10 protein-coding genes and 1 tRNA gene are annotated in these 13,922 nt (G+C 69.0%); 7 read left to right on the forward strand and 4 right to left on the reverse strand.

Annotated features, from left to right (window positions below):
* Positions 1-2: 2 nt before the first annotated feature.
* Positions 3-1,019 carry a polyprenyl synthetase family protein gene (locus P0Y50_15230; GenBank protein WEK39867.1) on the reverse strand — a complete coding sequence of 339 codons (1,017 nt, stop codon included), beginning with the start codon at positions 1,017-1,019 and terminating at the stop codon, positions 3-5.
* A gap of 121 nt (positions 1,020-1,140) precedes the next feature.
* Here P0Y50_15230 and P0Y50_15235 point away from each other — a divergent pair, with 121 nt between their 5' ends.
* The 3 genes from P0Y50_15235 to tgt all read left to right on the forward strand — a co-directional run bounded on the left by P0Y50_15235 (position 1,141) and on the right by tgt (position 3,553).
* Positions 1,141-1,899: a methyltransferase gene (locus P0Y50_15235; GenBank protein ID WEK39868.1), complete on the forward strand. Its 759-nt coding sequence runs from the start codon at positions 1,141-1,143 to the stop codon at positions 1,897-1,899.
* 67 nt (positions 1,900-1,966) lie between these two features.
* Complete coding sequence (locus P0Y50_15240) at positions 1,967-2,440, forward strand: hypothetical protein (GenBank protein WEK39869.1); 474 nt, start codon at positions 1,967-1,969, stop codon at positions 2,438-2,440.
* Positions 2,441-3,553, forward strand: a complete 1,113-nt coding sequence (tgt, locus tag P0Y50_15245; protein ID WEK39870.1) for a tRNA guanosine(34) transglycosylase Tgt — start codon at positions 2,441-2,443, stop codon at positions 3,551-3,553.
* 138 nt (positions 3,554-3,691) lie between these two features.
* On the opposite strand, the gene P0Y50_15250 is transcribed toward tgt, so the two are convergent.
* The 3 genes from P0Y50_15250 to P0Y50_15260 all read right to left on the reverse strand — a co-directional run bounded on the left by P0Y50_15250 (position 3,692) and on the right by P0Y50_15260 (position 6,275).
* On the reverse strand, positions 3,692-4,249 hold the full coding sequence (locus P0Y50_15250; GenBank protein ID WEK39871.1) for a hypothetical protein: 558 nt from the start codon (positions 4,247-4,249) through the stop codon (positions 3,692-3,694).
* 61 nt (positions 4,250-4,310) lie between these two features.
* Positions 4,311-6,086, reverse strand: a complete 1,776-nt coding sequence (locus tag P0Y50_15255; GenBank protein ID WEK39872.1) for an SLC13 family permease — start codon at positions 6,084-6,086, stop codon at positions 4,311-4,313.
* Between the two features lie 112 nt (positions 6,087-6,198).
* Positions 6,199-6,275, reverse strand: a tRNA-Lys gene (locus P0Y50_15260).
* Between the two features lie 94 nt (positions 6,276-6,369).
* Here P0Y50_15260 and P0Y50_15265 point away from each other — a divergent pair.
* From P0Y50_15265 to P0Y50_15280, 4 genes are all read left to right on the forward strand, one after another.
* Positions 6,370-7,476 (forward strand): CaiB/BaiF CoA-transferase family protein, encoded by a 1,107-nt coding sequence (locus tag P0Y50_15265; protein ID WEK39873.1) that lies wholly within the window; start codon positions 6,370-6,372, stop codon positions 7,474-7,476.
* Between the two features lie 74 nt (positions 7,477-7,550).
* Positions 7,551-7,820 (forward strand): hypothetical protein, encoded by a 270-nt coding sequence (locus P0Y50_15270; GenBank protein ID WEK39874.1) that lies wholly within the window; start codon positions 7,551-7,553, stop codon positions 7,818-7,820.
* A gap of 42 nt (positions 7,821-7,862) precedes the next feature.
* Positions 7,863-9,656: an autotransporter assembly complex protein TamA gene (locus P0Y50_15275; protein ID WEK39875.1), complete on the forward strand. Its 1,794-nt coding sequence runs from the start codon at positions 7,863-7,865 to the stop codon at positions 9,654-9,656.
* The gene (locus P0Y50_15280) at positions 9,653-13,915 is read left to right on the forward strand and encodes a translocation/assembly module TamB domain-containing protein (protein ID WEK39876.1); all 4,263 of its coding nucleotides are present in this window, start codon (positions 9,653-9,655) and stop codon (positions 13,913-13,915) included. Before P0Y50_15275 ends, P0Y50_15280 begins: the two co-directional genes overlap by 4 nt.
* Positions 13,916-13,922: the final 7 nt, after the last annotated feature.

Below are 13,922 nucleotides of genomic sequence, written 5' to 3' on the forward strand. Positions count from 1 at the left end.
GGTCAGGCCGCGCGCGACACCGCGAAATCGGCCAGGTCTTCCAGCGCCGCGCGCCAGTCGCTGACGGGCAGGACCGACAGGGCGGCCTTGGCGGCGTCGGCGTATTCGCCCGCCAGATCCAGGGTCGCGCCGATGGCGCCGGAGCCGACCACCAGTTCGCGGGCGCGGGCGAAATCCTCGGGCGTGCGTTCGCCCCTGGTCACGGTGCGCTCCCAGAAGGCGTCCTCGCGGCCCTTGGTGCGGGTCACGGCCAGCAACAGCGGCAGGGTGGCCTTGCCTTCGTTGAAGTCGTCGCCGGCGTTCTTGCCCAGGGCCTCGGCCGTGGCGCCGTAATCCAGGGCGTCGTCGGCCAGCTGGAAGGCGATGCCCAAGGCCATGCCATAGTCGCGCAGCGCCTTGACCGCCTTGGCCGAGGCGCCGACCCCGACCGCGCCCGCCTCGGCGGCGGCGGCGAACAGTTCGGCGGTCTTGGCCGAGATGATCTGCAGATAGGTGTCCTGATCCAGGTTCAGGTCGTGGGCGCGGGTCAGTTGCAGCACCTCGCCCTCCGCGATCACCCGCGACGCCGCGGCCAGAATGCCCAGGGCGCGCATCGAATCAGTCTCGACCATCAGTTCGAAGGCGCGGGCGAACAGGAAGTCGCCGACCAGGACGCTGGTGGGCGCCCCCCAGATCAGGTGGGCCGCGACCTTGCCGCGACGCAGTTCGGACGCATCGACGATGTCGTCGTGCAGCAGGGTGGCGGTGTGGATGAACTCGACCGCCGCGGCCAGTTTCTTGGGCGAGAGGATGGCGTCGCCTGCACCGGTCGCCCGGGCGGCGGCGACCGTCAGCAGGGGACGCAGCCGCTTGCCGCCAGCCGACACCAGATGCTCGGCCAGCTTGGGGATGATCGGCACGTCCGACTGCATCCGCTCCAGGATGAGGGCGTCCACGGCGGCCATGTCGACCTCGGCCAGCCGGACAAGGGCGTTGACGTCTCCCTTGGGGCGGGGAGCGGCGGCGAGAGCGACTTCCAAGAGATACTCTTTCACTGGCGCGGCGAACCGCGTCGAAGGATTTGGCGGCCGGTTCGACTTGCCCCGGCGCACTGCGGCGCACAATGATGTTCACCCCTTTGAGGGTCAAGGAGATTGAGGCTTGGACGCGGTCGAAACGACGCCGCCGCAGATCGTGGAGAACGGCCTGCTGAACGGACGGGTGCGGTTGCGCCAGCCCGCGCGCGGCTATCGCGCCGGCATGGATGCGGCCCTGCTGGCGGCGGCGGTTCCCGCCCTTCCGGGCCAGACCGTGATCGAGGCCGGCTGCGGCGCGGGCGCGGTCCTGATGCAGATCGCGGCGCGTCGGCCGGACGTCCGGCTGATCGGTATCGAGCGCGATCCGGCCATGGCGGCCCTGGCGGTCGAGAACGCGACGCTGAACGGCGTTCAGGCGACGACCACGATCCATCGGGGCGACGTGGCGGCGGGATTTCGGGCGCTGGATGCGGCGCCGGGCGACTGGGCCGTGTCTAATCCGCCCTTCTTCGACGACGCGGGCGCCCTGCGCGCCCCGGCCGAGGGCAAACGCGGGGCGTGGATGGCTGACGACGGTTTGGAGACCTGGACCGGCTTTCTGCTGAAGGCGGTGCGCGAGGGCGGGCGGATCGTGGTGATTCACCGGGCGGATCGGCTGGCGGACCTGCTGGCCCTGCTGGGCGACAAGGCGGGGTCGTTCGCCATCAGACCCATTCATCCGTTTGCGGACGAACCCGCTAAGCGGGTGCTGGTCCAGGCGATCAAGACCGGGCGGGCGCCCCTGCGCCTGCTGCCGCCCCTGGTGCTGCACGACCGCGAGGGGGGCAAACACAGTCCGCAGGCCGAGGCGATCCTGCGCGGCGAAGCGGCCCTGGCGTGGTGAGCCGGGTGGTCATTCGTCGCCAGACGCCCTAAATGCCGCCCTTCCCTCAACAGAAAGACCGCCTGCCGTGCCCGCCGACCATTTGCCCGACGACCTCAAGGATGGCCTGATCGCCGTCGGTGAGGCTGCGCGCGCGTTGCAGGCGCCATGGTGGATTTTCGGCGGGGCGGCCATGGCGCTTTACGGCCTGGATGAAATCCATGTGCCCGACATCGACGTGATGTGCGCGCCGCGCGACGCCCGCGCCCTGCTGGCGGCGCTGGACGGCCATGTGGTGGCCGATCCGGGCGAGGGCCTGTTCCGCTCCGCCGTCTTCGGCCGCGCGCCGGACCAGCCGATCCTGATCGAAGTGATGGCCGGGCTAGAGGTGCGCGACGGCGCAGACTGGGCGCCGGTCGCCTTCGCCTCTCGCCGTCAGGTCTTCGTGGAGGACACGCCGATGTTCGTGCCCGACGTGCGGGACCACATCGCCCTTTATCGCCTGTTCGGCCGTCCAAAGGACCTGGCGCGCGTCGAACAGCTTGAACGACTGATCGACTGAATGCCCTTCCCCTTCGCCATTTCCGCCACCGAGGGCCGCGCCCGCACCGGGGTGCTGAAGACCGCACGCGGCGACATCCGCACCCCCGCCTTCATGCCGGTCGGCACCGCCGCCACGGTCAAGGCCATGACGGTGGATCAGGTCAAGGCGACGGGCGCCGACATCCTGCTGGGCAACACCTATCACCTGATGCTGCGCCCCGGCCCCGAGCGGATGGAGCGTCTGGGCGGGCTTCACAGGTTCATGGGCTGGGACAAGCCGATCCTGACCGACAGCGGCGGGTTTCAGGTCATGTCCCTGGCCGGAATCTCGAAGGTGAAAGAAGAGGCCGTCACCTTCTCCAGCCATATCGACGGCTCCAAACACGTCCTGACGCCGGAACGCTCCATCGAGATTCAGGCCGACCGCATCGGCGCCGACATCTCGATGCAGTTGGATCAGTGCGTCGCCTTCCCGGCGGAAAAGGATGCGGCGAAGAAGGCGATGGAGCTGTCAATCCGCTGGGGCGCGCGGTCCAAGGCGCGCTTTGGCGAGCGCGAGCATCAGGCCCTGTTCGGCATCCAGCAGGGTTCGACCTTCGAAGACCTGCGCCGCCAGTCGTCCGAGCAGCTTCAGGAGATCGGCTTCGACGGCTACGCCATCGGCGGCCTGGCCGTGGGCGAAGGCCATCAGGCCATGTGCGAGGTGCTGGACTATGCGCCCGAGTTCCTGCCCGCCGACCGCCCGCGCTATCTGATGGGCGTGGGCAAGCCGGTCGATCTGGTCGAGGCGGTGTGGCGCGGCGTGGACATGTTCGACTGCGTCCTGCCGACCCGCGCCGGCCGTCACGGCCAGGCCTGGACCTGGGACGGTCCGCTGAACCTGAAGAACGCCCGCTTCGCCGAGGATCAGGACCCGCTGGATCCGACCATCGCCGGGCCGTCGTCGTCGTATTCCAAGGCTTATCTGCACCACCTGATCCGCGCCGACGAAATCCTCGGCAAGGTGCTGCTGAGCTGGCACAATATCGCCTTCTATCAGGCCCTGACGGCGGCGATGCGGGCGGTGATTTCGGAAGGTCGGTTCGAGGCGTTCCGCCGCGACTTCCACGCGCGGCATACGTCGAACGGGTGAACATCTGTTTCTAAACCGTCATCCTCGGGCTTGCCCCCAGGATCGAGCGTCGGTCGGGCTGTGCGTCACAGTCGCCGCACTTGCGGCGGCCCATCTGATCCTCGGGTCAAGCCCGAGGACGACGGAAAGAAACGAAACCTAACGGTGCGGCCTGAACCAGCTGGGAGCGGCCGGCGGGGCGCAGTTTCGCTGCATCCCCATGCCTTTCAGAAAGGCGCGCCGCATCCGGCCCGACTGGATGGCGGACTGGACGTGCTTGGAATGCTGATCAGCCCCGCTGAGGCGGCGAATCCAGCTGCGCCCCGGAATGAAGTCGGTGGTCGTGCCGCGAATGGCCTCAAGCGTCGCCTTGGCCGCCGCATCCGCCGCGCGCTCGCTGAGATAGGCGCCGTCCTGACGCGGCGGCTCGTCGGTGTCCGGTCCCAGGGCCTCGTCCAGGCGTGCGACCTCGGCGCCGATGGTGGAACATTGGTTCAGGTTGCGCAGATCGTAGGGATTGGCCTCGGCCTGAAGCAGGACCGTCGGAATCATCTGGCGGCGCAGGTTGAAATCCTCAAGCGGCGCCGTGGCCGCCGCGGCGAACCCCGCCCCCACCTGCTCTGCCCCGCCCATGGCCGAACGCCCGGCGTTGCAGCCCGCCAGACCGACGGACGCCAAACCGCCGACCGCCACTATCGCACAAACAACTGTTCTCATACGGGGCCTTAGATCACGTTCGGCTGTCGCCGCCAAAGGTCGCCGGGTCACGGAGCCGTCGTCACAGCGGCCAGAACAGCAGGATCAGCGGCGGCGCGACCAGAAGGACCAGGACGCTCAAAGGGGCGCCCAGCCGGGGATAGTCGGCGAACCGATAGCCGCCGGGCCCCATGACCAGTGTGTTGCACTGATGCCCGATGGGCGTCAGGAAGTCGCAGGCTGCGCCCACCGCCACCGCCATCAGGAATGGGTCGGCGTTGAAGCCCAACTGCCTGGCCAGAGTAGCGCCGATCGGCGCGACGATCAGAACCGTGGCGGCGTTGTTCAGGAACGGCGTCACCGCCATCGAGGCCAGCAGAACCCCCGCCACCGCGACCAGACCCGGCAGGCCGTTGAACACGTGGCGGAGCAGACCGGCGATCAGGTCCGACCCGCCCGTCTGCTGGATCGCATCCGATACCGGGATCAGGGCGGCGATCAACACCAGCAAGGGACCGTCCAGCGCGGCATAGGCCTCGCGCATTTTCAGTCCGCCCAACGCCACGATCACCACCGCCGCCCCGAAGAAGGCCACCGCCACCGGCACGAGACCGAATCCGACCAGGATCATGGCGACGGCCAGCACGGCGGCGGGCAGGAACCGCTTCTTGGTGCTGCCCAGTCGGACCTCTCGCTCGGCCAGGGGCAACAGGTCCAACGCCTGCAGAGCGGTAGGCAGGCTCTGCTCGGCGCCCTGCAACAACACGATGTCGCCGGGCGCCAGTTTCGCGGTCCGCAGATGCTGGGTCAGTTCGTAGCCGCTGCGCGACACGCCCAGCAGATTGATCCCGTGCCTGCCGTACAGATCGGACTGTTTGACCGACTGGCCTTGCAGCGGCGAATTGCGGCCGATGACCGCCTCGACCACCGCGATCTCTTCGGCGGCGTTCTCCATGGCGATGGGGCGGTCCTCGCGGATCAGCTTCAGCTTGGAGCGTGCGATGAACTCCTGCAGCGCCTGCTGCTCGCCCTCGACCAGCAGGACGTCGCCTGGACGCACCACCAGATTGCCGCGCGGACTGGGTCGGCGCTTTCCCGCCCGTAGCAGCGCCATGATCCGCACATCCCCCTCGCCGCACGCCGCGAGGGCTGAAACGGTCATGGTTTCCTGGACCCAATCCTCTGGCGCGATGACTTCGGTGGCGTAGGCGTTGGCGGCCAGGGCCGCGTTCATCTGTGTCGCGCCGCGCCGATCCTTGGGCAGGATGCGATAGCCGACGGCCAGAAACGCCAGGGCCATCGCCGTGATAGCCAGGCCGACGGGGGCGAAATCGTACATGGCGAAGGGCTCGCCCACGATCTGCTGGCGCACCTCCGAGACGATGATGTTGGGCGCGGTCCCGACCAGAGTGACCATGCCGCCGGCCATGGCCCCGAACGCCATCGGCATCAGCAGGCGCGACGGCGCCGATCCGGTCCGTCGCGCGACCTGAAGCGCGACCGGCATCATGATCGCCAGGGCGCCCACGTTCTTGGTCGCCATCGACAGGACGGTGACGGCGGTGGTCAGCACCGGCACCTGGCTGCGCTCGGTCTTCAGCAACGGCAGCACCCGCCGCATGGCCAGTTCCACAATGCCCGACCGGGCGAAGGCCGCCGACACGATCAGGGCGCAGGCGATGATGACGGTGACGTCGTTCTTGAACCCGTCAAAGGCCGCCTCGGCCGGAATGACCCCCACCGCCAGACCGGCGACCAGGGCGACAACCGCCACCAGATCGAACCGGAATCGCCCCCAGACGAAAGCCCCGATCGTCAGGGCGATCAGCCCGAACGCCAGTCCCTGCTGTAATGTCACGCGCCGCCAGCCCCTTGATCTCGCAGGCTGAACGCCGTGCACGGACAAACGATGCAAGCGGAGCGGTGAATCCGTCGCAGACAGCAAAAAGCCCGCCGAAGCGGGCTTTAAATGGTACGTCCTCTCGGGCTCGAACCGAGGACCCTCTGATTAAAAGTCAGATGCTCTAACCAACTGAGCTAAGGACGCACCGTGCGACGTCGGGGTTGGCCCGAACCGTCGAAGGGCGCCTTCTGTTGCAATCCGGCCTTCCGGTCAAGACCGGGTCTGCTACTCATGTCGAATGCAACCGCTTCATGGGCTCCGCATCATCGAATTCGACGGCCTGGGGCCGGTGACCTTCGCCGGCATGATGCTGGCCGACATTGGCGCCGCGGTCTTCAGGCTGACGCGCAGCGAATCGGCTGCGCCCGCCGTGTTCGATCAGGTGGGCGGTTCCGTGCTGCATCGGGGTCGCGCGGCCGTGCCTGTGAACCTGAAGGATCCGGCCGATCAGGCGCGCATCCTGGAGCTGATCGACGGCGCGGATGCGGTGATCGAGGGCTATCGGCCCGGGGTGATCGAGCGGCTGGGGTTCGGGCCGCAGGCGATGCAGACGCGAAACCCCGCCCTGGTGTTCGGGCGCGTCACGGGCTGGGGCCAGACGGGTCCGCTGGCGCAAACCGTGGGCCACGACCTGAACTACATCGGCCTGTCGGGCGTGCTGCACGCCATGGGCGATGCGGACCGGCCGCCTGCGCCGCCGCTGAATCTGATCGGCGACTATGGCGGCGGGGCGATGATGCTGGTGGTCGGCGTGCTGGCGGCCTTGATCGAGGCCCGGACGACGGGCCGGGGCCGAGTGGTCGATGCGGCGATGACCGACGGTTCGGCCCTGCTGGGCGGTCTGTTCCAGGCGTTGCGCGGACAGGGGATGTGGAGCGACCGGCGCGGGGCGAACCTGCTGGACGGGGGCGCGCCCTTCTATCGCTGCTACGCCTGCCGAGACGGCGGGTTCGTGGCTGTGGCGGCGCTGGAGCCCCGATTCTACGCCGCCCTGCTGGAAGGCCTGGAGATTTCGCCCGAGGCGGCGCCGCAGTACGACATGGCCGGCTGGCCGGCGACGCACGCGCACTTCGCCGACCTGTTCGCCCGGCGCGACCGCGACGACTGGGCCAACCATTTCGACGGAACCGAGGCCTGCGTCACCCCGGTTCTGAGCCTGGCTGAGGCGCCGGATCATCCGCACAATCGCGCCAGGACCGTGTTCGACCAGGGCCTGCCCGGGCCCGCGCCCCGCTTCGACGGCAAGCCGCACACGCCTCGTCATAGTTCGGCCGTGCGCCTGGAGGAGGCTGTCGCCCTGTGGTCGGCTGAGGGGTCGACCGTGAGATCGGAGCAGGCCGGATGACCCCAGAGGTTTTCGGCGCTAAAGGAACGCCAGCGCGCCACGAGCGTTGCAAGGGCGAAGACCCGGGGAATTCAATGAAACCTTCCAACACCCTATTGGCCGCCGCCGCCCTGGCTGCGCTTGCGCTGTCGGGCTGCGACGATCATCGGTCGCGGTCGGACGACGACCGCGAGGCGGTTCAGATCGAGCAGGAAGCCCCCCCGCCGGTCGAGCAACAGGCCCCGACGCCGCCGCCGGAAGTGCGCGATCCCACGCCCACGCCGCCTCCCAGCGACAGACTGCCGCCCGAGGAACGTTCGTCGGAACAGTCGGTCCAACCCGAAAGCGACACCCTGTTCTACTAAAGGACGGGGTTTCGACGCGCGCGCTTTGACGAAAGATCGAGTTTGACGTTCAGGCCTTCCCTGCTGGTCGCAGCGCTCGCGGCCTTTTCGGGCTGCGCGCACGCCGCCGCCGCCGACCCTCGCGCCCAGGTGCGCGGCGACATGGACGCCGAACTGCGCCGCGCGCTGGAACGCGCCGTGGGCGAGGTCGACGGCGCGCCGGAAAGCCGGTTCGAGGCCCGTCGACGCGCCGAGAGCGCGGTCGCCTCCGCCACCGCCCTGCTGCGTTCGGAAGGCTATTACCAGCCCACGGTCGAGGATCTGGTCGAGGGCGACGACAATCCCGTGGCCATTGTCTCGGTCCAGCCGGGCCGCCGCTTCCTGTTGAACGATCCCACGGTGACCTGGAGCGACCCGGCGCCGGAGGCCGAGGCCCAGGCGAAGGGGCGCGACGCCATCGGCCTGAAGGCCGGCGATCCGGGTCGCGCGGTGGATGTGATCTCGGGCGAAGGACGGCTGGTCGCGGCCCTGGTGCGCGACGGCTATGCCGACGCCAAGGCCGATCCGCGTCGTGTGGTGGTGGACCACGCCGCCTATACCGTCGCGCCGGAATACCGGATCGATTCGGGCGGCCTGGTGCGCCTGGACGGCGTTCGCGTGCTGAGCCGGGGACGGACCAATCCCGAGTGGGTGGCCGGGCTGGCGCCCTGGAAGGAAGGCGACCGCTACGATCCCGATCAGGTCGCCGAGCTGGAGCGACGGCTTCTGGACACGGGCGTCTATGACGGCATCGGCGTGTCGCTGTCGCCCGTGGACCAGAAGACGGCCGAGGGCCTGAGGCCCGTGATCGTCAGCCTGCAGGACCGGCCGCGTCGCGTGCTGGAGGCCGGCGCCACCTGGTCGACCGCCGATGGCGCGGGCGTGGACGTGATCCAGACCCGCTACAATCGGTTCGGCCGGGCCGATACGCTGCGGCTGGAAGCGCGGCTGGCCGATATCGACAGCCGCATCGGCGCCGATCTGTCGCTGCCGCACTGGCGTCGGCCCGGCCGGACGCTGAAGCTGGGCGCCGCCGTGGTGAACGAAGACACCAACGCCTATAGGCGGACGGCCGCGGTCTTGTACGCCGACCTCCAGCAGCGGATCGGCAAGACCTCCTATTTCAACTACGGCATCGGGCTGGACGCCGGACGTTACAGCGAGAACCGGTACGACTACACCACCCTGCCCCCGCAGCGCGTGACGTTCGACCGGGACCTGGCCATCATCACCGCCCGAACCAGCGCCTATATCGACCATTCCAACGATCCGCTGAACCCGACCAAGGGCTGGCGGGTCAATCTGGCGGTTCAACCGACAGCGGTGACGGGCGACAGCAACGTCCTGTTCCTGCGCACCGAGACGCAGGGCACCGCCTATGTGCCGGTGGCCGCCGACCGGACCATCCTGGCCGGCCGGGTGCGGATCGGCTCCATCGTCGGCGGCAGCGAGCTGAGCGTGCCGTCAGACCGCCTGTTCTATTCCGGCGGCGGCGGGTCGGTGCGCGGCTATTCCTATCAGGGCGTCAATCCGCAACTGCCGGACGGCACGCCGCGCGGGGGCGTGTCGCTGTTCGAGACCTCGCTGGAGGCGCGTCAGTCGATCGGCCAGAGCTTCCAGGCCGTGGCCTTCCTGGACGCCGGGTCCATCGGTTTCCAGGAGACGCCGAACCTGACGAACATGCGCTACGGCGCGGGCGTCGGCGTGCGATACATGCTGCCGTTCGGACCCATCCGCGCCGACGTCGCCCTGCCGCTGAACAAGCGTGAGGGCGATTCCAACTTCCAGATCTACATCAGCATCGGGCAGGCGTTTTGACCGACAGACCGCCCGAGAACGGCCCCGACACCCAGCCAGACGTCGTGGCGGAAGAAACGCCGTCCACCGGGTCCGCGCCGGCCAAACGGGCGCGCAGGCGCGGTCTGGTCAAGCGCATCGCCCTGATCGCGGGGGCGGTGGTTGCGGGCCTTCTGGTGCTGGTTGCGGCGGCCCTGGTGGCGGGGCGGTTCTACATCGCGTCGGACGGTGGTCGGCAGTTGGTGCTGGAGCGAATCCAGGACCTGAAGATCAGCCGCTATGGCCGGCTGAAGGTGTATGGGCTGAAGGGCGATTTGCTCAGCGATTTCAGCATCGACCGCATCACCCTGGCCGACAGTCAGGGCGTCTGGCTGGAGGCGAACAACCTCAGCATGGACTGGTCGTATCTGGCCCTGCTGGGCCGCAGCTTCCACGCCAACGACATCAAGGCCGAGACCATCCGCGTGCTGCGCCGCCCGGTGGTCGAGCCGCCGACCAATGAGCCGTCCAGCCCGCAGCCGATCTCGGTTCGGATCGACAAATTCTCGGCGAACGTCGAGCTGATGGAAGGCTTCTCCAAGGAATACGGCCGCTGGAGCCTGGCGGGCGACGCCAGTCTGCCGCGCAATGGGGCGAAGAGCGCGACGGTGAACGCCGACAGCCTGAACCGGCCGGGCGACTTCCTGCGGCTGTCCGCCAGCTTCGGCGGCAAGCTTGAAGACACGCGACTGAACCTGCGCGCCAACGAGGCCCAGGGCGGGCCGCTGGCCGGGGCGCTGGGCTATTCGCCCGACCAGCCCTTCTCGGCGACCGCAGTGCTGAACGCCGACGTGGTCAACGCCCGCGTCCAGACGGGCCGGTTCGTGCCGCTGATCGTCCAGGGCCATTTCGGCGACAAGGGATCGCGCGTTTCGGGCTTCGTCGACTTCAGCGGATCGGACCTGCTGGCGCCCTTCGTGACGCGCATCGGGCGCACCGCCCGTTTCGGCTTCGCCATGGTCCCGACGCCGGACAAGGCCAGCCAGGGCGTCGCCTGGAAGCTGATTTCCGACAATGTCCAGTCCGAGGCGCGCGGTCTGATCCGCAACGCCGACCGCAGTTCGCCGGACGGGATCAAGCTGGATATCCAGGCCGCATCGCTGAGCCGACTGGTCGGGTCCGACGTGGCTGGTCCGGCCGCCTATTCCGGCCTGTTCAAAGGCGACGCCAGCAACTGGAGCCTGAACGGTCAGGCGACGCTGCTGAACGCCAATGTCGCCAGCTATCGCGCCACTCGGATCGCCGGGCCGTTGAACCTGATGGTCAAGGACGGCCGGATGGATCTGGACGGCGACATTCGCGCCAACGGCGGGTCGGGCGAAGGCATCATCGGCGGCCTGCTGGGCGCATCGCCCCGCCTGCAGATGCAGGCGGCGCGCATGAAGGACGGCGCCATCCTGTTGAAGAAGATCGATCTGCAAGGCCAGGGACTGACGTTGAACGGTTCCGGTTCGCGCAACCTGTTGGGCGGAATGAGCTTCCGCGGCGAAGCGCAACTGACGGACGCCAGGCGGGTGCTGCCGGATGCGCGCGGCGCCTTCGGCGGGCCGATCAGAGCCTCGTCGGCAAAGACAGGCGCACCCTGGGTGCTGAACTTCGACGGACGGGGACGCAACCTGACCATCGGCATGGCCGAGCTGGACCGCCTGCTGGGCAAGACCCCGCGCCTGCAACTGGCCGGCCGGCTGAACGGCGGACGGATCGAGGTCGAGCGCGGCGAGCTGACCGGCGCGGCCGGACGCGCGGGCGCCAAGGGTCTGATCGAGACAGCGGGGCGGCTGCGGCTGGCGCTGGACTGGAACGCGCGTGGACCGTTCGCGGCCGGGCCGGTCGAGATCGGCGGCGACATGAACGGACGGGGCGCCCTGACCGGCACCTTGTCCCAACCTCGCGTCGATCTGACCGCCGGTTTCCAGCAGGTCACGGCCGGCGCCCTGACGCTCAACAACGCCGACCTGACGCTGAGCTTCCGCAAGGGCGCCGACGCCTCGGACGGGCGGATCACCGTGGTCAGCGGCTCGAACTATGGACCCGCGCGCGCCTCGGGCAACTTCTTCCTGGGCGGCAAGCGCATCCGTCTCAGCGACCTGGACGTGGATGCGGGCGGGGTGACGGCCAAGGGCGCCATCGCCCTGTCGGACAACATCCCCTCCAGCGCCGACCTGACCTTCACCGCGCGGGCCGGCGCCTTCCTGGCCTCGGGCGAGGCGAACGGGCGGGTGCGACTGACCGACGGCGGCGGTTCGGACAGCGCCATATTGGACGTCAACGGCCGCAACGTGCGGCTGGCGGGCCAGAGCTGGACCATCCGCACCCTGGATCTGGACGGGCGCGGCACGTTGAACAACCTGCCCTTCACCCTGGCGCTGGACGTGGGCGGATCGACCCCGGCCCAGTTCAACGGCACCGGCGTCTATTCGCGTCAGAACACGACGCACGCCCTGACGCTGCGTGGCGGCGGCCGGGTGCGCGAGGTGGCCTTCACCACACGCAGTCCCGCCTCCGTCACCCTGAACGGGGCGAACCGGACGGCGCATCTGGACCTGGGCGTCGGCGGCGGCGTGCTGCTGGCCGATCTGAGACAGGACGCGCGCACCGTGGCGGTGCAGGCGGACCTGACGCGCGTGGACCTGGGCTCCATCTCGCCCGAACTGCGCGGCAGCGTCACCGGACAGGTGGCGATGCGCGGCGCCGGCAACGACCTGTCGGGCACGGCCAACATCGCCCTGCAGAACGTGCGCAGCATCGACGCGCCGCGCGGTCTGGCGGTGGATGGACGGGTGGATGCGACCCTGGCGGGCGATCGGTTGACGATCAAGGCGACGGCGGTGGACGAAGGGGCGGTCCAGGCCTCCGCCGACGTGGTGCTGCCGGTCGAGGCTTCGGCGGCGCCGCTGCGGCTGGCCATCGCCCGGACGCGCGAGATGTCGGGGCGCGTCTCCATCAACGGCCAGATTCAGCCGATCTGGGACCTGTTCCTGGGCGGCGAACGCAGCCTGGCGGGCCAGGTGGCGGGTCAGGCGACCCTCGCCGGCACCCTGAATGCCCCGCGCCTTAACGGACGGTTCGATCTCAGTCAGGGGAACTATCGCGAGAAGGCGGTGGGCCTGGTGCTGAGCGACCTGACCCTGCGGACACGGTTCGACGACACCGCGGCCCAGATCGAAACCTTCACCGCCAACGACGGCAAGGGCGGGACCGTGTCCGGTCAGGGCCGCGTGGGTCTGCGCCAGGGGTCCGGCTCCAACGCCCAGCTGATGCTGAACCGCTTCCGCCTCATCGACAACGACATCGCCGAGGCGCGGGCGTCCGGGCCGATCACCATCGTTCGCGGCGCCGACGGCAATATCCAGCTGGGCGGCCAGATCGTGGTCGACGAGGCCAAGATCGAACCGGAACTGCCCGGATCGACCGGCATCGTCTCCATGGATGTGGTGGAGATCAATCGCCCCGGCGGCGATCCTGTCGAAAGCGAACAGAAGACGCGCGGGCCGCAGATCGGCATGGACATCAGCCTGCGATCCTCGGGCGGCAAGGTGCGCGTCAACGGCCGCGGCCTGAATGTCATCCTGGACGTCAACGCGCGCGTGCGCGGCACCATCGCCGAGCCGCAGCTGACCGGATCGGCCAATGTGGTGCGCGGCGACTATGAGTTCGCGGGTAAGCGGTTCGTGTTCAACGACACCGGCCGGATCACCCTGTCGACCGATCCCAAACAGATCCGCCTGAACCTGGCGGCGACGCGAGAAGATGCGGCCCTGACCGCCACCATCAATGTGACCGGCACGGCGGCGGAGCCGAAGATCGCCCTGACGTCCACCCCGTCCCTGCCCCAGGACGAAATCCTGTCGCAGGTGCTGTTCGGGCGGTCGGCGTCGCAGCTGTCGGCGTTCGAGGCGGCGCAGCTGGCGGCCGGGGTCGCCGCCCTGGCCGGCGGCGGCGGGTTCGACGTGATCGGCAACCTGCGCGAACTGGCGGGTCTGGACCGGCTGTCGTTCGGCGGCGACGCCTCGGCGGTGACTGTAGCGGGGGGGCGTTACATCACCGACGACGTCTATCTGGAGGTCATCGGCGGCGGGCAGAACGGCGCAGCGGTCAAGGTGGAGTGGCAGCCTCGCCGCAACGTCGCCATCGCCTCGCAGTTCGGGGGCCAGGGCCAGACCAGCCTGTCGATCCGCTGGCGCCACGAAAGCCGCGAGGCCGGCGATCGTCGCCCCAATCGCAGCGGCCGCAACCGCTGACCCCCGC

Origin of the sequence: Candidatus Brevundimonas colombiensis, assembly GCA_029202665.1 — a bacterium.
GTDB classification, from domain to species: Bacteria; Pseudomonadota; Alphaproteobacteria; order Caulobacterales; family Caulobacteraceae; genus Brevundimonas; species Brevundimonas colombiensis.